Source organism: Tautonia plasticadhaerens (assembly GCF_007752535.1).
Taxonomy (GTDB): Bacteria; Planctomycetota; Planctomycetia; order Isosphaerales; family Isosphaeraceae; genus Tautonia; species Tautonia plasticadhaerens.
This window is the reverse complement of the sequence record NZ_CP036426.1, coordinates 6,515,630-6,536,097: the sequence shown is the minus strand read 5'-3', so window position 1 is coordinate 6,536,097 and position 20,468 is coordinate 6,515,630. Positions and strand designations below refer to the sequence as shown.

Sequence of the window (20,468 nt, the reverse complement as noted above, 5' to 3'; positions counted from 1 at the left end):
AGGGAGGGGTCTGGTCGGAGGTCTTTCTGTTGCTTCCTTCTTCTCAGAACGGCGGCTTGAAAGTGGTTCTCCCGGAATGCCATCCAGTTAAGCCGGAACTCGTTGGTCGAGAAGGCGTTGGCGCAGGACGCTCCTGGGCTGGATCATGTAAGGATGCTTCTTCGCCCGCCGCTTCTTGCACCGCGGCTCGACCCGGCCCGGGCGGTACGGGTTCACGATCAGAACCGGCCGCGGCGTGCCGGGCGGTGCACAGGACAGCCAGCGCAGCGCATCCACGAAGCTGATCCGTTCGACCGGGACGCCCTGCCGCCGACTGGCCTCGAGCATCACCAGCCGCACCAGGTTGTACACGATGGCGAAGACCGCCAGCTCCTTGAGGACGCCCGACTCCGTCTCGCACCGCAATACATCCATGCCGAGCGTCGTTTTCAAGTGTGCCAGATCGGTCTCCACTCGCCATCGCCGGAGATACAGACCGGCCAGCTCCTCCGCCGGGTACGCCTCGGCGGCGAGCAGGGTGGAGACCAGCGTGATCTCCCGCACCCGGAACCCGCTCCGCTCGACCCGATAGCGGGTCTCCCGGACCGTGAGCGTGACGGGCAACGCGGCGTACTCCTCGGCCGTCATCCAGGTCGGCGGTGCATAGGGCTTGTACCACTCGACCACCTGGTCGGTCGGCCCGAGCGATCGCAGCCATCGCGATCGCGATCGGCCCGTCAGCTTCGGCGTATTCCAGCGCGGCGGCGGGGGCCGGTCCGGCGTGAAGTCGACGACCCGCCGCCCGCTCATCCGGAAGACGCCGTGCAACCCCCGGCGGGCGAGCAGGGCCAAGTGGGCGAAGGTCCCGAACGCCCGGTCGCCGACCAGGACGTCGCCCGGCTGGAGCTCCGGGTGCAGCCGGGCGACGCGTGACATCTCGTGCGAGCAGAGCGGTGCGGTCAGGACACGCTGGAGGAGCCCGGTCCCGGCGTGGAAGAGGGCCAGGATGCGGGCGACCGGGAAGCCGCAGCCGGCGGCCTGATTGGTCGGCTGGCCGAAGGCCCGCTGCAGCTCCGGGGTGTCGGGCATGCTGACGCCGGAGCCATCGACCAGCCAGGTGCGGTGGCCATGCCAGAGCCCGACCGAGTCGGTCAGGGGCCGACACGCCTCGACGAGGCGCCGGAGCAGCGCCCGGAGGACGGCCAGGGGGAGCCGGGCCCTGGCCTGGCAGTAGGCCGAGTCGGTGAAGGCCATGCCCGCGAGGTGAGGCAAGTGGGCGCAGGCGGTGTTGCCGTGCAGGATCTGGAGGACGAACAGGTGGATCGTCGTCACGGGGCCGAGGAGGCGTTCCCGCCAGCGGTGGCCACAGTCCCGGCAGAGTTGACGCAAGGACTCGGGCTCCAGAGTCGTCGCGAGATCGTCGCGGACGAGGCGCAGGGCCTCGGCGAGTGGCATGGACATGGGCGGTCCCTCCGTGCGAGCCGTAGCGACACGGGTGCCATTCTCGACCGGCGCGGAGGGGGCGAGCAACTACCGATAAGGTCCGGCGATAGCGAGAGATAGGGCTTAACTGGATGGCATTCCGGGAGAACCACTTTCAAGCCGCCGTTCTGAGCTGGAGGACCCCGGCGTGGATGATCTGCCGGGGAAGGCAATCATTTACAAGAAGTGCTGCCTTAAAAATGACAAGATGGTCCCGGCATCGATTCCGAGGTCGAGATTTGAGACGAATTCGGCAAGGACGTGAAACTGCAGGCGGCCGCGTCAGTCGTGCCCCCGTGTCGACGGTCGTGGCGTCGAAACCCAATCGGCCGAGGCCGCGTCCAACCTGCCCGCGCTGCTCTGGGTGCACGAGCGAATGAGGCGGTCAACTACATCCGGATGCTCGCCGGCCCATCGCCGGGGTCCGGCACGAGGCCCTCGACGCGGAGGGCCACGACCACCCGGGCGAACGGCGCCAGGTCCTGGACGGCGAAGTCGGGGTCCAGGGCCTCTCCGGCCAGCGTCCAGGCCTCGGACGTCGCCAGGGCGAGCGTCGCTCGCCGCGGCACCCCGGTCACGGGGTCGATGAACGAGAGCTCGAAGCGGAGGTAGTCGAAGTCCGACGGTGACATGGTCGTGGCCCTCCAGCAGCAAGGAGAGCGGGCCCGGCGGGGTCCCGGGTTCGGACGACCGATTCCGAACTCCCGCGGCGATCGAGGCCCGACTGGAACGACGCCAGGCCGAATCTATACATGGGTCCACTCGAGAGCCAGGCGTCATCCCTCAAAGTTGCCGGAACGCCACGCTTCCGACGCCGATGTCACCGGGTTGAGGGCCGGATGTGGGGCCCGACCGGCCATGATCGCCGGTCGGACTCCCCACCGACCCGGACCGGGGATACCGGCGTCTCCTCTTCCGGCGGGATGCTCACGCTCGCGGGGGCACGCCTCCCGCGTCGGTGGGCCAGCCGCCGTCCCCGCACCACACCGGCTTGCCGTCCCGCCGGACATAGATCACGTGACCGGGCACCGTCAGCCCGAGTAGCTCGCCGTCATAGTCGTCCTCCCAGCGCTCCTCCTGCGCCGACTGCTCCTTGACGTGCCCGTGGTTCGCCTCCGGCTCGGTCTTGGTGCTGACGATCCGCGCCTGGTAGCACTCCCGGCAGTCGAAGAGCCCGCCCCTGGCGTACCGCAGCCCGGCCGGCTGGTGGACCACCGCGTTGGCGGCGATGCCGATGTGCAGGCAGAGCCGCTGGACGTCGTCCACCAGCCGGGCCGAGGTGGAGGTGTAGTTGATCGGGCGGCCGCCCTCGGAGTGCCCGTCGCCCCACATCAGCCAGTCGAAGAGCACGGCGAGCTGCTCGCGGGAGTGGGCGAAGATCTCCGGCGGGATGTGCTTCTCGGAGGCCACCCCCAGCGGGCGGAGGTGGACGTAGAGCTGCTTGGAATGGATGTGGTAGCGGTTGGTCGAGCCGGAGGAGCAGTTGAAGCCGGCCGCGAGGAGAGCCGGCCGCAGGTCCCGCTCGAACCGGGCCTTACCGTGGGGCTTGACCTGGTGGATGTCGATGCCGTAGCCGTTGTGCCCGCCGAAGGTGTTGCCCTCGGAGATGAACGCACCCAGGAGCATCATGTAGAGGCGGATCGGGAGGCGGAGCTCGGGGATCGTCCGCTGACCATGACCGTGCTGGCCGGCGACGACACGAAGTGGCGGCAGGACGACGGCGTCGTCCGAACGGCCCACCCAGCGGCCGGCCTTCTGGTAGCGGACGCGGCGACCGAAGGCGGCGCGGGCAGGGAGCAGTGAGTGGCTTTCGTGGTAGCGGGTGCGGACGTAGAGCGGGTGGCCCGGGGCGACGAGCAGGTCGAGCTGCTGGGCGCGGATGCGGTACAGGCGGCCGCGGTAGGGCCGGCGATGCAGGGCCAGGGGCCGCTGGTAGACGACGCGGCCGTCGACGAGCGAGCAGACCAAGTCGTCGGGGACGACCGCGGCGATGGGCTTCCAGCCGCCCCAGGTGAGCACCTCGGTCAGGGCGTCGAAGCCGGAGAAGGCCACGATGACGGGATCATCAATCGGTGCGGAGTCGGTCACGGTGAGCAACCTCGATGCAGGACGGTCGTCCCCCGCCCTCGGGCGGGAGGGTCCGGCCGTCGCCCGGGCCTCGCCGGGAATGCGAAGGGCCCCGACCCCGCACGCCGTGGCGGGGGATCGGGGCCTGGGGCGACGGGCCGCGACGACGGGCCGCGGCATCGAGTTGTGACTCGCTTATGCGATGATTTGAGACATTGTGGCAGCCCGGGAGCGACGCCGGATCCATCACGGTGTGCAGGTGGAAGACATCGGTTCGAGGAGACGAGGCCGGCAGACAGCAGGGAGCACTGCGGCGTGAAGCAGGGCCTGACGCCTGCTCCTGACGCCACGCTCCCTGACGATCAACAAACCCGGACGGACAACTTGCCTGGTTGTCATCTATCCGATCGGATATCGCCCGACTGGACGGCCTTCGGCTCCCGAAGGCCGCGAAACCCGCCCCGACCTGCAATGCTTGCCGGGCCGATCAGGCTCGGGCTGCGCACCTGACTCAGCTCTGGCCACCCGACACCCGACAACCCCGGGACTGGCGGGCGCAGATTGTTATGGGGCAATGACTTGCGCATCCTGAAGGTGTCGGGCCGGGCAATCCGACAACCCGACACCCTTGCAGGGGAAGGGGCGGGCGACCTCGTGGCAGGCCCCTCGATCCCTGCTTGAACAGGGAGGTTGTCGGGTAGCAAGGAAAGGCCACCCGACATGGGAATTTTCCACAACTCGCTTCGGAAAAATCACTTGCGCGAAGCGGGGCGAGGTTGTCGGATGTCGGGGGTCGGGGAGGAGTGACGAGGATGCGAAGGGGACTGTGATTATTTCGACTGCCGCCCTCGAGTACCACCGGGCGCCTGCAAGGAGCGAACGCGCGACAGGGCATCCCTACGGATGGACGTCCCCAAGCTCGGGTTCGGTAACCTGGCAGGTCATCCAGCCCTGCTACCTGGCCACTGGTATGGGGGGACAGGAGTCATAGCCTGCATCCACAGCCTCGGATCGCACGTCCGAGTCACGATACACGAACCTGGCGGCCGGCGTTCGAGGTTGCGTCGGCGTTTCGGACCGAAGCATGTAACGCGACAGTCAGTCCCAGGTATCGACCTCGTCTCGTCACGGCTGACGCGGCCCTTTCCTGAGCAGGATCCCAAGGGACGACGTGGTCCGGTCTCATAGACGAATGGCACTAGCTTAATACCATTTCCGGCGATTCGGCGGCAGCTTGGCCACGGCTCGAGTTTGGTTGAGGCGGGCGCCCGGCTTCGGCCGGCGCTTGCGCGCCCGCGGCTCCCACCTCCCAGGACGGTCGCCCACCCGGTGGTAGGCGACCACCGCCAGCAGCGCGTCGATCAGCGCCGGCCGATCCGCCGGCCGCGCCGCCTCGATTTTCGGCGCGAACGCCGTCACCGCCTGCTTGGCCCCCTTGAAGCTCACCTCGCGCGGCTCGATGCCGGCCTCGCTGGCGGCCACCGCCATCACCGTGCGAAGCAGGTTGTACGCGAGGAGGTGTACCCAGATCTCCCTATGCACCATCTCGGGCGTCTTGCACCGCAGGACGTCCATTTGCATCGTCGCCTTGATCGAGCGGATGTCGACCTCGATGTTCCAGCCATAATGCCCTCCAAGAGCGCGATGGGGCGGCCCGGCTCGCCCTGAGCCGGGCCGCCCTCACTCTACCGTCCCGGGCGCGGCCTCGGTCTGGTCAGTTCGGCAAGCCGCCCCTTGTTCGCCCACGTCCGCGGCAGCCGGCGGAGCTCGCGCAGCCGCCGCAGCTCGGACCCGTCGGCCCAGATCACGTGGTGGCCCTGGGCGTCGCGATGCGCCGTCAACCACCCGACCCGCACCCATCGCCGCACCGTGTCTCGCGACACCCCCAGCCGACGCGCCAGCGACGACGGCCGGTATTCGTCGCGGCCGAGGCCGGCCGGGCTGCCGAAGGGCGTGCGGGCCAGCCCCAGGTGCCAGAGCAGCCGTTGCACCATCCCCCGCGTGAACCGCTCGGCCCGCTTCGGGGGACGGAACCCCTCGACGTTGAGCCGCTCGGCCATCGCCGCCGGGCTGAGCCGCTCGGCGCGCCATCCCCGCAGTCGCTCGACCAGTCGGGGGTAGTCGGCCAGGAGGTCGTACCGCTTCACCGGCCGGGACATGGCGTGCGACTCGGTCATGCCGCCGGACCAGTGGAGCGTCACATCGACCCGCTCGCTCGCCTTGTCCACGGTGACGGACACGTGGTCAATCAGGAGTCGGGCGATCCGCTGCCGCTCGGCGGGCGTCGTCGTCGTCGCCTGCCACACCGCCGGCAAGTCGCCGGCCAGCGACCGGATCGTCCGCTCGTCGTCCGGTGAGAGCCGACCGGGGGCCGACCCCCGCCACCGCTCGTGCTCGTCCTCGAGGCGCCGCTGCGCCCTCAACGCCTCCTCCCAGCGCCGCTCCAACTCGCGGCCGACCAGGCGATTCTCCGGCTCGCAGGCCTGGTACTGCCGGGCCGCGCGGTCGGCCTCGCAGCCGGCGCGTTCGAGGCGGAGCCGCCAGTGCCGGGCCAGCTCGGACCGCTCGCGCTCGACCTCGGCCACCGCCGCCAAGCTCGCCTCCAGCGCCGCCGGCTCCACCGCCGCCAGGACCCGGCCGGCGACCAGCCCGTCGAGCGCCGGCCCGGAGAGGCTCTGGCAGATCGGCTCGGCGTGGTCGGCCGCCCCGCGGGCACAGGTGTAGCTGTACCGGCCCGTCGCCCCCGAGTACCGCACGAGCATCCGCCGGCCGCACCGCCCGCACCGCAGGAGTCCGGCCAGCAGCGAGGCCCCCTGCCGCGGCGCGCCGGGGCGGTCCCGGCGGGCCCGGTTGGCCTCCAGCCGCTCCTGGTTGTCACAGAACCGCTCCCAGGTGATGTAGGCCGGCAGCCGGTCGCGGATCAGCACCAGGCACTCCTCCGGGCGGCGGACCAGCTTGCCGGTGTCGGGCCGCCCGGGCCGCTTGCGCCGCGGGTCGACCTCCCGGTGGCCGAACCGGTAGGCACCGGCGTAGGCCGGGTGGTGCAGGACGTTCGACAGCGTCGGGCGGTTCGGCCGCCGCCACTCCAACCCGCCGCGGTTGGGGCCGTGGCGGGGTCGGATCGGGATGCGGACCCCGTGGTGGACCAGGTAGCGGAGCAGGCCGTGCAGGGTACCCTCGCGGTCGAACCGGTCGAAGATCAGCCGCACGGTCGCCTGGACCTGCTCGTCGGGGTCGATCGCCCACTCGCCCGAGGCGAGGCGTACGTAGCCCAGCGGCGGGGAGCCCATCGGCTCGCCCCGGCGGGCCTTGTTGAGCCGGCCCTGGCACATCCGCTCCTTGATGACATGAAGTTCTGCCTCGTTCAACATGCCGTGCAGGCCCAGCAGGAGCCTGTCGTTGTGGTCGGCCGGGTCGTAGACGGCGTCGGCGTCGGCCAGGAGCACGCGGAAGCGGGCGCAGAGCTCGAGCAGCTGGTGCCAGTCGCGGTTGGACCGGGCCAGCCGGCTCATCTCCAGGCCGAGGATCAGCCCGACGTTGTCGAGCGCCACCTCGGCCAGCAGCCGCTGGAACCCGGGCCGGCCCTCGATCGACTGGCCGCTCTTGCCCAGGTCGTCGTCGATCGTGGTGACGCGGTCCCGTGGCCACCCGAGGGCGACGGCGCGGTCGGCCAGGGCGTACTGCCGGTCGGTGGACTCGCGGTGGTCGAGCACCTGCTGGGGTGTGGATTGGCGGACGTAGACGAAGGCCGCCCGGTCGAGATGCCAGGGCCGGAGCTTGGGCGAGCGGGTTGCGTCACTCATGGCCGGCCTCCTCGCTTCGGGTGGCCGCCAGGAGCCTGGCGAGGAGTTGGCCGAGCAGGTCGCGGAGCTGTCGCTGCCGGTCGGCCGGCAGGCGGGCCCAGATCGTCGGTGCGACCGTCGGCGGTGGGCAGGGCGCCGTCGTCAGGCGCGGGGGGGAGCGTTGTGACGGGGGGCGACGGACATGCGATGTCTCCCGATGCCGAGGTCAGGTGATGTCGGCACCACGCCGCCAGCTCAAGCAGCGCGGCGGCGCTGATCGTAACCGCCGCCGGGGGTGCTGCACCACCGGTCGCTTGAGGTGCAGTCTGCTTGGCACGTCTCCCCGGACCACCTCCGCTCGTAAAGGTCACCGATCTGCCCGCCGCCCACCGACGCGTCGAGGATCGTGGTGACGACCTTGAACCGCTCGGCCCGGTTCTCCTTGTCGCGGGCATCGACGGCCACCTGGCGCATGACCGGGCTCTTCGGGTAGCGGCGGTACTGCTCCCCCGTCATCCCGCGCGGCTTGTTCGGCCGCTGCCAGACCAGGGCGTCGCCGTCGGGCCCGCTCCGAAGCACCCGGCTCCCCACCCGCTCGTACTGGGCACGGGCGACGATGTCGATCCCGCGGTCGCGCAGCTCGCACACCAGGAAGTAGTTGTCGAACAGGGCGTCGGCCAGGACGACGTCGCCGGGCTTGAGGGCGCCGTACATCTCCCGCAGGAGCGTAGTCTCGCCGGTGCCCTTGCCCGCGTACGGGGCGATGGCCAGGTCGTGGCAGGCGCCGGTCGCCAGCGAGAGCAGCACGGCGACTCGGGCCAGCGGGAAGCCGATCCCCGGCTGCTGCACCACCGGCTGCGGGTAGACCGCACGGTTTTGGGGCGTGTCCGGCATGGAGACGTAGGACCCGTCGGCGATGAACACGTCGCGCCCGTGCCACCTCCAGCCCTCCGCGGCTGCGGCCTGCAGCTCCTCGGCGGTCCGCCGCGCCAGGGTGCGCAGGACCCCGGTGGGGAGGCGCCGCCGGGCGGTGCAGTAGCTGGCCGTGTTGGGCGAGCAAGCCTCCAGCCCGCTGGTCGCCCGGTGGGCGATGATGCGGGAGACGGCGTCGCGGCAGGAGTGGTCGTCGCTGAGGACCTGGGAGAGGAAGCCCCAGATGGTCGTGACCGGGCCGAAGATCCGGTCCCGATAGGTGACGCCGTGTTCGTTGAGGGCCTGGAGGATGCTGGCTTCGGTCAAAACATCGGCGAAGGGGAGCCCGTCGTTGCGCGCGAAGCGGGCGCGGACCTGATCCAAACTCGTCATCAAATCGGCTTCGGGATCTCGGGTCGGAGGTGTCGATGCTGGCCGGCGTCACCCCAGCGGGCCGCTGGAGCCAGGTGTCACCGCCTATTCTTCGCCGGACCAGCAGCCGCGGGAAGCCAGAGAAGGACCGAGCCGAGACGCCGGGCGTTCAAGCTAAGAACCGCTAAAGCTAGTGCCATTCGTCTCATAGACCGGACCATTCACAATCCGAACGCCGGTGGGCGGCGTGGGCCGGTCCGCGAGACCGGCCCATTCTCCAGCCGGATACCGATGGGTGCCGTGAGTCGGTCCTGAAGACCGGCCCACGGTGCCCTCATAGCGCGTGCCGGATTTATCGATCGCTTAAGTTATAATAGGCCGTTCCCTTCACTGAGGGGCGTCCCATGGCTCGCCCCAGGCTGCCCATCGCGCCCCACCTACTGCATTAGAAGATCGCCCGCCGCTATCGGGCCTGCCGCGATGGCGTATAGAAGACCCACCGGCAGACCATCTGGCTGATGGACTTGGCTGGCTGCCCCGCCCGGCCCGGCCGAGGTCGCCATCGGCTCCAGCAAACTGATGTACCTGCCCCGCTTCCTAGCCACCCGCCACGAAGCGAAGGCCGCCTCCAAATGGTCGATACACGGAAGGCCCTTCGCCCCGGACGAGTCGCCGAGCATCCGGCCGACGACCTCGACTAGGGTCACCTGGGAGGCCACCAGCGCCGCCGCCGCAGTCGCCCCGGCAGGACCGACACCAGCGCCTCCAGGGGCGAGGGGTGCGGCCTGATCGGGCTGAGGATTGTCCAGCCGCCCGGTTCCCTCAGGTCCGGAAGCAGGCTAGCCCGCAGAAGGCTCGACTTGCTCGTTCCCGACTCACCCGCGACGAGCGTCAGCGGCCTCGCCTCGACCAGTTCGACCAGCCTCCGCCTCAAGCCCTCCCGTCCGAAGAACAGCGGGCTGTCGGGCTCGTCGTAGGCCCGCAGGCCGCAGTAGGGGGCAGCCTCTCGATCGAGCCGGGCGGCGAACCGGAACTCGCTCGTGTCGTAGTTCCTCGCCGTGAAGCCGAACTCACCGGTGCCGTGAAGCCGGGGGAACATACAGAGCAGCGGGGTCTGCTTGAGGCCATCGGTCCGCACCAGCGGCTCGACCCGGTCCAGCGTGTACTGCTAGAGATCGGTCGCCGTGATCACCTCGTCGGGGACGAGGCGGCCGTCGTTCTGCTCGATCCAACGCTAATTCGCCACCCTTCGGAGCCCGTCCAGCAGCGACCAGCCGAACGGAGAGTGCTTCTACCCGTCGACCGTCTACTCTGGGCGGAAACCGAAGCCCCGTGTCGTGAAGTCGCGGGCCCGCGGACGAAGGACGACGAGGTGAGGACCTGCCACGCAAGCGACTCGACGAACCGCACGTAACACTACCGGGTGATCTCAATCCGCCGCAACACCACGTCCCGCATAGTCGATCGAAACGCGCCAACGAAGCAGCAATCGAGGATCGCTAGCATGTGATGGAAGGGGAACTTGGCCAGCCGGTGGTTGAGCGGTTGCATGGGGAAGGAAGAGCCGGCAATACCTCCCGGATCGCCGTCACTCGGCTTGAGGTAGACGGCAAGTAGACCGTTCTCGACCTCCTCGAAGCACCCGTGCTCGGAGAAGTGGAACAGGAGTCGCCCGCCTCCACGACGAGCGCGAGCGTCTCTGCGTGCCGGCGCGAGAGGTCATTCCTCGTCGCCGTCCCAAAAACGCCCTCGACCCAGAGCCCTTGGTCCTCGATAGCCACGGCCAGAACGAGGGCGTCCGGATCGGGCGTCGCCAGCCGGGTCAGGTTCGAATACGCGTCGATACCGACGAGTAGAGCCACGCTCTTGCCCTGGAATGACGGTATGCTGGTCCGAGCCTTCCCGAGCGGTACGGATCGGGGCCGTCGGTGGGCAGGCCCTGACGGGCTCGCGAAGGCTCGGCATCCGTGGAGAAGTTATTGGGGCCACTTGAGAATTTCGAGTCGATCAAACCGTGAGTCTTCGGACTTCGAGGCTTTCAGAATCACACCCGAACGGATCGGGGTCCCGTCGGAGTCGAGGATGCGGTAAGCAACCTGAACCTCGCCAGTCGCCAGGATGCGGTCCCCGGAGAACCGGCGCGACTCGGTGACCTGGATGGTCTGCGCCTTGACGTCGAGGAACAGGTGTAACTTGTCCCGGGCCCCCTCCGCGATGGCCTTTCCGCTCAACAGGGCCGCGAATTCGTCGAGCTTCTTCGTCGGATTCAGCCCGTCGAGCAGGGACGCGGCATCGTCGATCACCGCCTTGAGCAAGACCACATTCGCCTCGGGTGGTCGCCGGGCCTGCCACGCGGGGTCGTCCGGATGGTCCCTCGCGATGGAGTCGGAGAGCCCCTTGATCCGTTCGAGCAGAACGCCGGCCCTGCGTGCCGCCTCGCCGAACTCACCGAGCGACTCCAAAAGAGATTCGGCGATGGTCATCGCCTTCTCCCCCGTGGCGCCGGGGTTGGCGATGAAGGGATTGTCCTTTGACTGGAGGCTCCTGGCTTCGAGCAAGTGGACGAGGAGATTCTCCGCCTCGGAGTCGGCGCCGAAGACGTCGAGCCGGCGATCGGCACGCAGGATCTTTGCTAAGTTGTTGACCGTGTCTAGCGCGGTCCCCAGGGCGTAAGCCCCCGCGATCCCCGCCGGGAAGGCGGGCGTGAGCGCCCGGGGGCCCGCCTCATCGAGCCCCCTTCCCCCTTCGAGTTCGGAAGCCTCCTCACCTTCCTCCTCGGCCATCCGGTCGAGGTCGGCCTGGGCGATCACGAGGACGTCGGTCAGTCGCTTCCGCTGATCGTCGATCCGCTTGAGGGTGAGCATGGCTGAGTCGGCTTGCGCAAGCCGATCTTTTGTCATCAGGACTGCGCCCCCCTGGCAGTACGGGATCAATTCCGCCGCGACGTCGTCGAGCAACTGGAGCATCGGCCGCTTGCTTCGCAGCAGCCCAGCACCGGGTGTGCCGGCTGAGACCTTGACGGTCCCCTCCTTGCCCTCGGGGAGCGACAGGCCGGCAAGGCCCTCCTTGATGCCCTGCAACTCCGCGAATGGCGCTTGGGCTTGCGACGAGGCCAGCGCGTACTGCGAGACAGCTTGGTCCTTCAACGCGTCAACCATGGCCTTCATGGCCAGTGTGTCCTGCGTCTGCCGCTCCGTTTCGAGCGATGCCCGCGCCTTCAGTTCTTTGAGCTCCTTCTCCAGCTGCTCAATCCGATCGTCCCGGGTCGGTTCCGCCATTGACTTTACTCCAGGCGGAGGCGTTCCTCGGAGGGAGGAAGGTCTAGATTTCTATTACCAGTCACGCTGGATGGCCCCGCGGGCATACCTGTTCTCTGGGGGGTCGGGGCCGTTACCGCCGGAGCACGATGGGGGGAACGGCCATCGTCCAGGACTCGTCCCCCAACAAGGTTGTCAGTCGGGCATCGCGGATCATGTCAAACCTGTCCAAAAATGGTCCGCATCAACTTTTTTGGAAGCGACGAATTGTGATTAATGTATGCACGCGCACATTCCTGCTCCATTTAGGTGACGTCGATCGGATCGATCCCGCGACGGACACAACAATCTCCCCGACGCCGCGTACGCCTTAATCCGGTCCTCGTCGCTGGGGACGGATGGGAGGCCCCCTCATTGGACCGCCTCTCGTGGGCGATTTCAACAGTATCCCCGTTTCCGTCAGGGTCCCCCACCGAAATCCGGGCTCGATGTGCCCTTGTGATCGGCGCAATCGGTAAAGTCGCGCCGCGATTCGGTCGAAAAAACAGGAGTGGGATGGCCCGGATTTGGGGAAGGACTGCGGGCGACGGGCCGGAGGGCACGCCGCATCGGGGTTGCAGGGGAGGCGAACGTCGTGAAGCAGTCAAGGATGACACTCGTCTACGTGGCCCTCGCCGTCGGCGTCGCCGGCTGCCGCCACCCGTCGATCACTGCCGTCTCGCTGGCGCCGCACTACTGCCAGCACCCCTTGGGCCATGCGTTCTGCGTCAAGGAGCCGGAAGGCATCCCGTTCTACCTGCCCAAGCCGATGCTCATCGTCGCCAAAAACTTCCGGAGTATCGAGGAGGCCAAGACCGGCCTCACCGACTCGGCGCCGATCCCCAACTACTTCGACGACCAGGCGAAGTACGCGGACCTGAATGCCCGGACGAACTTCGTCGGCCTCAACGGGGCGGAGGTGACCTCCGGGGGCGACCCGCCGGGTCCGTCGAGCCCGGGGGCGCCTGCGGGCACCGCCGTCGCGTCGACGTCGAAGCCGACGCTCTACTCGCCCGGGGGGCCGCCGATCACCCCCTCGGCCGGCCAGCTCCCGCAGGAGCTGATCGGCCCGGAGACGTTCTACACCTATCAGATCGTCTTCGTGCCCGACATGTCGCAGAAGTACGGGCTGAAGGTCAAGGGGGGCGCCGGCGAGATCCGGGCGGCGATGAACCTGGTGAACGGCTGGATGTTCACCGGGCTCGGGCCGTATTACATGAAGGACAGCTCGACGTCGCAGAACACGCTGTCCTCGGGGATCGCGGCCAACCTCGCCGCCTCCGGTGTGGCCGACGTGATCACCAGCCTCTCGAAGCTCAAGCCCCAGGTCCCGGGCACCGAAGGCGAGAGCCAGACGGTGGACGCAGGAGACCTGCGGCGGGTCGTCACCCAGCTCGAAGAGCTCCGGCCGTTCGCCCAGCCGGTCTGCCTCCCCGAGTACGCCGAGATCCACGTGTATGAGCCGAGCCTGATGCCCGACGGGTCGATGGATTGGCGGGAGATCGTCAACCACCAGTTCAACCGCGACGTCCTCGGGATCGTCTATCGCGACACCATCATCAGCCCGGCCGCCCCCGCCCCGGCCGCCGCCGCCGCGCAGGCCGCCACCGCCGCCGCGCAGGCCGCCGCCGCCCGGGGCGATGCCGCCCCGCCCGCCCCCGTTGCACCGGCCGAAGGTACCCGGGCCGCCTCCGCCCCGGCCGCCGACGCGCCGAACTCGGCCGAATCGCCCTCCGAGACGGATCCGGCCGACACCGAGGAGTCTCCCGGTACCCAGGACCCTCCGTCGGATGGAGGGCCCGGCGAGGACGCGATCATTGACGACGAGATCCCGGTGGTCCGACCCCCGGGGGGCCTCGGCCATCGTTCGGATGCCGGGTCCGGGGGGCCCGATGGGGTCCGTCGGACCTCGTTCACGGCCACCGACGCACTCACATCGCCGATGGACCCTTTCGCGCAGGTCCCCCTCGACCTCCCTGCCCTGCCGGGCCCGTCAGTCCCGACCATCGTCCCGGCCCCCGTTATCCCGACGGTCCCCCGGGCCAGCGGGCAGCTCAACCTGATCGGCCCTCCCGGCGATGTTCACCAGCGGGCCCAGCGACTCGCCGCCCAATTGGCAATCACCCCCCCGAGCACCGGAGTCCAACAGGGCCCGCCCGCGGATACCAATACCGAGAAGACCCATACCGAGAAGACCGATCCCGAGAATATCACCGTCCCCCAGGGTGCCGCTCCCGGCGCGGGGATCGGCAACCAGCTCATCAATCACATCTACCCGGCGCCTCCCGTCGCCGAGTCGGCGTTCGCCGCACACGAGCCGCACCACCGGTTCCGAATCCCGCTGCCCTTCTTCCACCACAAGGAGCGGGAGCAACGACGGCCGCGGGTCTATCAGTATGTCGATGAACGCGAGGGCGCCACGCTCGACGAATTGAGGACGTTCGTGCCCCCGGCCCCGGCCTCGACGTTCGTGCCTCCCGCCGTCGCGCCGGCCCCGGCCGTCGCCACGTCCGGGACGATCTCCCCGGGGCTCGTGCCGCAGGGCCGAGAGCCCCTCGAAGCGGACCGACCGGGTGGTAGCCGTTGACCACGATCGGGGGTCATCCCGGCGGGGACATCTCGGGAAACCGGGGCCCCGCCCCGCGACGCCGATCGGGCGGAGGCGATTGACGCGTGTCGGGGATTGACGGCCGCCGCTCCCTTGATCGGTCGCGCCCGTCGGTGACAATGGCCCTCGTCCCCCGGATCGAAACCGGCCGCGGGACGCCGGCCGTCGCCAGCCGCCCCGATCCAGCAGAGGTGACACCATGACGCGAGAAAATCGTCCCCCCGATGAAGGACGAGGGCCATTCTCGGAGGGGAATACCGAGCCCGCGAACGATGATCTCCCGACCCAGGGCTTCTACCCGCCCGATCGGGCCGGGGGGGGTGACTCCCCATCGAGGGACTGGATCGAGCTGGTCTCCGAACGCCGTCGGATCATCGGTCGCGACGAACGAGTCGTTGTGTCGGATACGAGCCGGTATCCCTACTGCACCGTCTGCGCCCTGCATTTCCTCGGGGCCGACGGCAAGCGCCGGGTGGGGACCGGCACGCTGATCGGCCGGCGGACGATCCTGACTGCCGGCCACAACGTCTATGTCCCGGAGCTCAGGAGGTTCAACTCGGACTTCCAGGTCCTCGTCGGATTGAACTTCTCCGCCCAGCCATTCACGGTCTCCCAGATCCACGCCATCGACGCCGACCCCGCCTGGAAGGCGCGTCGCGATCAACTGGATCGAAGTCATGACCTTGGGGTGATACTCCTTCAGGATCAGGTCGCCGACCTGTCCACTAACCAGCCGCTCGAGGCGGCGATGGGGTTCAACAACTACAGCGACGCGGACCTGATCAATGAACGGGTCGACATCGCCGGCTATCCGGCCGACGCGAGCCAGCTCCCCCCCAACGCCGGCCCCGAGTGGCAGCCGGGCACGTCGATGTGGCGTTCCTTCAGCCAAGTGCCCGCCAACGGGCTGGACGCCTCCTTCCTCTCCTACGTTGCCGACACGCAGGGTGGGCAGAGCGGCAGCCCCGTGTTCCGCTACTTCCGCGGCGCCACGGCCGCGGACGACCGGAGCATCCTCGTCGGGGTCCACACCCACTACGCCCCGGCGCTCAAGATGAACCGGGCGACTCGGATCAACCCGGAGGTCCGGGCGCTCCTCATCCAGTGGCTCGGCGTCGTCGGCTAACGGCCCGCCGCGGCCGAGTCGCATCGATCCCCTTGCAACGGTCCTCACAACCGGGACAATGGCCCTGGCCGTCCGGCCGTGCCCCCCCGCAGGGCGATGCACCGCCCGTCGAACGGCTCGACGCGGGGCGGGGCGGCCGGAGCCGCTTACCGGAGCCGGAGGGCGGGACCATGGCAGATGGCGTCGACAACCTGCATGTGCTGCTCATCGCCGTCGATTTCTACAAGGAGAATCTGCTGCCCAACGGCGGCTTCTACCCGAGCCTGAAGGGCTGCGTCCGCGACATCACCCTCGTCGAGGAGTTCCTCACCGGCCGCCTCAAGGTGCCTGCGGAGCGGATCACCAAGCTAAGTTCGACCAATACGGGGAAGCGGGATCAGGTCGACCCCCCCGAGCCGAAGGATCGCTGGCCGACCTACGAGAACATGGTCGCCGCCTTCAAGGCGCTGACCGAACGGGCCCAGGCCGGCGATCAGGTCTACATCCACTACTCGGGCCACGGCTCCCGGTCCTCGTCGATCTTCCCGGTGCTGAAGGGCAGCAACGGGCTCGACGAGGGACTCGTCCCGCTGGACATCGGCGACTCGGAGGCCCGCTACCTGCGCGACTTGGAGCTGGCCAGGCTCCTGGAGGATCTGGTCGCCAGGCAGCTCGTCGTGACCCTGGTGCTGGACAGCTGCCACTCCGGCGGCGCCACCCGCGAGGTCGGGGACGAGACCGTCGCCGCCCGATGCCTCCAGGATGCCCCTTTCGACCCTACCCCGAGGCCGGCGACGAGCGACGTCGCCCCGATCGCCGAACTGATCGCGCTGGCCAGGGCCAGGGCCGAGTCGCGGCCGGCGGGCACGCGTAACCTGGACGCCGGCAGCAAGTGGGTGCCCGACGCCAAGGACTACGTCCTGCTGGCCGCCTGCCAGCCGAACGAGTCGGCCTACGAGTTCGCCTTCGACGGCAAGGAGCGCAACGGCGCACTCACCTACTGGCTGCTCGAGGGCCTGCGGAACCTGAGGTCCGGGGTCACCTACCAGCAACTCTACAACCGGATCGCCGCCAAGGTGCACACCAAGTTCGCCCGGCAGACGCCACTGCTCCAGGGCCAGGCCAGCCGCGCCGTCCTGAGCAGCGACCTGCTCGACCTCCAGCGGGCCGTCACCGTCACCTCGGTCGACCCCGGTAGGTCGGAAGTCGTCTTGAACACCGGGCAGGCCCAGGGGGTGGGGATCGGGACCCGGTTCGCGGTCTTCCCGGCCGGGACGGGCGACCTCTCCGACGACGCGAATCGGCTGGCAGTTGTCGAGGTCACCCAACTCGGCGCCGTCGACTCAGTCTGCACGATCAAGGAGTCGGTCCAGGGGGCCCGGTCGATCGACGCCGGCGACCAGGCGGTCCTCCTCGACCCGGCCTCCGTCCAGCTCTGCCGCAAGGTTGCCCTCTACCCCTTCCACCCGGACCGGGAGCCCCGAGAACCCCTGCCCCGGGCCGAAGCCGATCGGCTCGATGCCCTCGGGCGGGCGATCGAGGAGGGGGGCAAGGGCTGGGTCGAGTTCGTCGACGATGGCGGCGCGGCCGAGTATCAAGTCGCGGTCGTCGGCGGACACTTCGAGATCTGGGACGCCGCCGGCGAGCCCGTCCCGAACATCCGGCCGGCCATCGCGATCGACGACCCGGCGGGGCCCGACCGAGTCGTCCGGCGGCTCATCCATTTGAGCCGATACCACTCGATCATCGAGCTGGAGAACTACGACCGGTCCTCGCCCCTCCGGGGAAAGCTCGTCGTGGAGCTGTTGCGGGCGCCGGCCAACTTCGTCCCCGGGCAGAAGCCCGTCCCGATCCCGTTCGAGGAGCCGGCGACCGTGCCGACCCTCCGGGTCGGCGAGGGGGCGTTCCTCCGCATGAGGAACGAGTCCGGCGTCGCCCTGAACGTCGCGACGCTGGACCTCCGCCCCGGCAGGGGCATCACCCGCGTCTTCCCGGGGGACGCCGAGTTCCTCCAGATCGATCCCGGCGGCGAGGAGCTGATGCACCTGACCGCCAGCCTGCCCGATGGCTACGATCGCGGCCGGGACATCCTGAAGGTCTTCGCCACGGTCGGCCCCGCGAGCTATTCCTGGCTGGAGCTGCCTAGCCTCGACCAGCCGCCCAGGGCCGCCACCAAGGGCATTCCGGCCAACCCGTTCGAGGCGCTCATGAGCGCCTTCGCCGCCGATCGGGTCACCCGCGACGTCATCCCGACCGAGTACCCGAGCCGCAACTGGACCACGGCCATGGTCGAGGTCAACATCACCGCGAAGGCGTAGACGGCGGCCCCGTCGCACCGCCGGCCCCCGGGGGCGTGCCCCCGGGGCCCGACCCGCGTGCGAACGCCCCACCTGTGGGAGCCGGACATGGATCGATTCGAGACGTTCGAGCTGCACATCTTGAAGGCGGATGCCGCGGGCCATGTGGCGTCGACGCCCCCGGATGAAGGGGGCGTCGACGCCGATCCGACTGGTGACGATTCCCTCCCAACCCGTGCCGGCGACCGTGACATGGTCCCCGGGGGAGGGCGTCGTCCTCCCCCCTCAGCCCTCTGGGCGCGGGCCTACGCAGCCCTGGCGAGGACGTCTCGGGGGGCGACCGCGAGAGGGACCTTCGCCTTCCCCTTCAGCGACGACGAGGCGAACCGGCTGGCGGACCGGGGGCCGGATCTCGACGACGGCCTGATCGCCGACCTCGGGGAGCGTCTCTTCCGCGCCGCCTTCAACGGGGAGATCGGCACGCTCTTCGCGCTGACGAATCGGGAGGCGACCCAGGCCAATGCCGGCCTGCGGCTCCAACTGACGCTGGAGCCCCCCGAGCTGGCCGAGCTGCCTTGGGAGATTCTGCGCCCCCCGGACTATCCCTTCGCCCCGGCCCTCCTGGATCGGATGCCGATGATCCGCCGGGTCGACCTGCCCCACGGGTACCCCGAGCTTGAGGTCTCGGGCCCGATCGAGGTGCTGCTCGTCGCCTCCCAGCCCTCGGACCATCTCCGGCTCGACCTGGCCGGGGAGCGCGACCACATCCTCCGCATCCTGGACTCGCTGGCGAGGGACGACAAGGTCCGGGTCACCAGCCTTGACCGGGCCCGGAAGCCCGACGTCGTGGAGGCGTTGCGGGCCGGCCGATACCACATCGCCCACTTCATGATGCATGGCGACTTCGACGAGGCGGGCCGCGGCGGCGTCCTGGCGCTGGAGGACGAGGGCGGGCACACTGAAATGCTGTCGGCCGAGGAGCTGGCCATCGACCTCTACTCGAATCCGCTCTCGGCCACCCGCCTGGTCATCTTCAACGCCTGTCGCACCGCCGACGACGAGGCAGGCCGCCCGGGCCGGGGCCTGGCCGCCGCTGCGGTCCGCCTGAACCTGGCGGCCGTCGTCGCCATGCAGTACCCGATCAGCGACCCGGCCGCCGTCGAGTTCACCCGCGAGTTCTACACGAGGCTCGTCCAGGGCCGGGGCATCGACGAGGCGATCTCCCTCGCCCGGTACGCCATCCGATTCGGCAAGCAGCCGGACTCGCAACGCGAGTGGATCACCCCGGTGCTGTACCTCCGCTCCGAAGACACGCGACTTTTCAAGGGGACCACCGCCAACTACATCGATTACACGCCGGATCGCCCGGCGATCGACAGGTTGAAGGGTCAGCTCTATCGAGATCCGCCCCCCTCGTCCCCGGGGTCGTCCGGGCCGACCGCGGAGATCGTCGTCGCGATCCGACGCCAGTCAGCCGAGGCCGACCGCTTCGAGGTCCGCCTCGAGACGCCCTGGGATCGCGGCGAGGCGACGTTCGAGTTGCCGGCGATGTATGCGGCACCGATGATCGTCCCCGACCCGTCGGGGGTCGAACGGGACCGGCGGGTGCCACAACCCTCGGACCACCTCGATGCGATGGGGGAGGAGTTATTCTCCCTGCTCTTCCCCGGCGAACTCGCGGATTCCCTGCGTTCCTCGATCGCCCGGACCCGCGCCGAGGGGCGGATGACGAGTCTCACCCTCATCGCGGACGACCCAGCAATCGATCGCGTGCCCTGGGAATACCTGCGTGACCCGAAGCGACGGCTCTTCCTCTCGATGCTCGGGGGGAGGTGGCCGTTCTTGCGTCGCATCGAGTCTCCTTGGCAGGTGCCCCTTCGCCCCGTCGAGCCACCGCTCCGCATCCTGTTCGTCGACTGCAACCCAAGGGATCTCCGCCGGTTGGACCTCGATCGGGAATGGGAATGGCTCCGGGAGGCGCTCCGGGGGCTCCCGGACGCGCTCGTCCGGCTCGATCGGCTCACGGACCCGACCCAGGACCAGCTCTACCGAGCCCTGAGCGAGGGCATCCACATCTTCCACTTCGCCGGGTACGACAGCGCCTGGGCCTCCCGGGGGAGCGTCGGCGAGGGGCTTGTCCTGCTCGACGAGGACGCCCGACACGACTTCGTCTACGGCGACCGGCTGATCAACCTGATCTCGGGGCTCCAGTCGCTGCGACTGGTGGTGACCAATACGTGCCAGACGGGCTCCGAGTTGGCACCTTCGCTCGTCCGGAGCGGGTTGCCGGCGGCCATCGGGATGCGGTTCGCGGTCCGGGACGATGTGGCGGTCCGGTTCACGTTGGTCTTCTACAAGGCGCTCATGGAAAACGGCTGGGATGTCGCTCCGGCCCTCGCCGAGGCCCGCAAGCTGATCAACCTGGAGATGGACAGCAAAAACCCGTCCTATCAGGGAAACTGGACGTACCCGACCCTGGTTACCTCCGTGCCGGGCGCGGATGTCCTCGGGCGACCCGGGCCCGGGATCGATCGATGACCTGCCGCCGATCGACCCCGGGTTATGCCA

Annotated in this window: 12 protein-coding genes; 4 read left to right on the top strand and 8 right to left on the bottom strand. The window is 69.1% G+C overall.

The annotated features are described in order from the left end of the window. Positions 1 to 87: 87 nt before the first annotated feature. The 8 genes from ElP_RS26105 to ElP_RS26070 all read right to left on the bottom strand — a co-directional run bounded on the left by ElP_RS26105 (position 88) and on the right by ElP_RS26070 (position 11,872). Positions 88 to 1,440: an IS4 family transposase gene (locus tag ElP_RS26105; RefSeq protein ID WP_145275179.1), complete on the bottom strand. Its 1,353-nt coding sequence runs from the start codon at positions 1,438 to 1,440 to the stop codon at positions 88 to 90. A 410-nt stretch (positions 1,441 to 1,850) separates the two neighbouring features. Next, on the bottom strand, positions 1,851 to 2,093 hold the full coding sequence (locus ElP_RS38685) for a hypothetical protein (RefSeq protein ID WP_197446379.1): 243 nt from the start codon (positions 2,091 to 2,093) through the stop codon (positions 1,851 to 1,853). Positions 2,094 to 2,388: 295 nt separating this feature from the next. Continuing rightward, a complete protein-coding gene (locus ElP_RS26095; RefSeq protein ID WP_145275175.1) occupies positions 2,389 to 3,549 on the bottom strand; it encodes a Hint domain-containing protein in 1,161 nt (386 codons plus the stop codon). 1,182 nt (positions 3,550 to 4,731) lie between these two features. After that, positions 4,732 to 5,103 carry a hypothetical protein gene (locus tag ElP_RS26090; RefSeq protein ID WP_145275172.1) on the bottom strand — a complete coding sequence of 124 codons (372 nt, stop codon included), beginning with the start codon at positions 5,101 to 5,103 and terminating at the stop codon, positions 4,732 to 4,734. Between the two features lie 110 nt (positions 5,104 to 5,213). Next, positions 5,214 to 7,331, bottom strand: coding sequence for a recombinase family protein (locus ElP_RS26085; protein ID WP_145267375.1), 2,118 nt, complete (start codon positions 7,329 to 7,331; stop codon positions 5,214 to 5,216). Between the two features lie 234 nt (positions 7,332 to 7,565). Next, positions 7,566 to 8,615, bottom strand: coding sequence for an IS4 family transposase (locus ElP_RS26080; RefSeq protein ID WP_145275169.1), 1,050 nt, complete (start codon positions 8,613 to 8,615; stop codon positions 7,566 to 7,568). A 682-nt stretch (positions 8,616 to 9,297) separates the two neighbouring features. Next, positions 9,298 to 9,732, bottom strand: coding sequence for an nSTAND1 domain-containing NTPase (locus ElP_RS26075; protein ID WP_145275167.1), 435 nt, complete (start codon positions 9,730 to 9,732; stop codon positions 9,298 to 9,300). Positions 9,733 to 10,570: 838 nt separating this feature from the next. Next, the gene (locus ElP_RS26070; protein WP_145275164.1) at positions 10,571 to 11,872 is read right to left on the bottom strand and encodes a hypothetical protein; all 1,302 of its coding nucleotides are present in this window, start codon (positions 11,870 to 11,872) and stop codon (positions 10,571 to 10,573) included. A 628-nt stretch (positions 11,873 to 12,500) separates the two neighbouring features. Between ElP_RS26070 and ElP_RS38680 the strand changes: the two genes are divergently transcribed. From ElP_RS38680 to ElP_RS26050, 4 genes are all read left to right on the top strand, one after another. Further along, complete coding sequence (locus ElP_RS38680; RefSeq protein WP_197446378.1) at positions 12,501 to 14,477, top strand: hypothetical protein; 1,977 nt, start codon at positions 12,501 to 12,503, stop codon at positions 14,475 to 14,477. Positions 14,478 to 14,895: 418 nt separating this feature from the next. Continuing rightward, positions 14,896 to 15,624, top strand: coding sequence for a trypsin-like serine peptidase (locus ElP_RS26060; RefSeq protein WP_197446377.1), 729 nt, complete (start codon positions 14,896 to 14,898; stop codon positions 15,622 to 15,624). 170 nt (positions 15,625 to 15,794) lie between these two features. After that, positions 15,795 to 17,921: a caspase family protein gene (locus ElP_RS26055; RefSeq protein ID WP_145275158.1), complete on the top strand. Its 2,127-nt coding sequence runs from the start codon at positions 15,795 to 15,797 to the stop codon at positions 17,919 to 17,921. Between the two features lie 87 nt (positions 17,922 to 18,008). Beyond that, on the top strand, positions 18,009 to 20,438 hold the full coding sequence (locus ElP_RS26050; RefSeq protein WP_145275155.1) for a CHAT domain-containing protein: 2,430 nt from the start codon (positions 18,009 to 18,011) through the stop codon (positions 20,436 to 20,438). Positions 20,439 to 20,468: the final 30 nt, after the last annotated feature.

Coding starts and splice junctions, on each gene's coding strand:
- ElP_RS26085 (WP_145267375.1), bottom strand. CDS start 7,331: ATGAGTGACGCAACCCGCTCGCCCAAGCTCCGGCCCTGGCATCTCGAC.
- ElP_RS26070 (WP_145275164.1), bottom strand. CDS start 11,872: ATGGCGGAACCGACCCGGGACGATCGGATTGAGCAGCTGGAGAAGGAG.
- ElP_RS26050 (WP_145275155.1), top strand. CDS start 18,009: ATGGATCGATTCGAGACGTTCGAGCTGCACATCTTGAAGGCGGATGCC.
- ElP_RS26055 (WP_145275158.1), top strand. CDS start 15,795: ATGGCAGATGGCGTCGACAACCTGCATGTGCTGCTCATCGCCGTCGAT.
- ElP_RS26105 (WP_145275179.1), bottom strand. CDS start 1,440: ATGTCCATGCCACTCGCCGAGGCCCTGCGCCTCGTCCGCGACGATCTC.
- ElP_RS38685 (WP_197446379.1), bottom strand. CDS start 2,093: ATGTCACCGTCGGACTTCGACTACCTCCGCTTCGAGCTCTCGTTCATC.
- ElP_RS38680 (WP_197446378.1), top strand. CDS start 12,501: ATGACACTCGTCTACGTGGCCCTCGCCGTCGGCGTCGCCGGCTGCCGC.
- ElP_RS26090 (WP_145275172.1), bottom strand. CDS start 5,103: ATGGACGTCCTGCGGTGCAAGACGCCCGAGATGGTGCATAGGGAGATC.
- ElP_RS26080 (WP_145275169.1), bottom strand. CDS start 8,615: ATGACGAGTTTGGATCAGGTCCGCGCCCGCTTCGCGCGCAACGACGGG.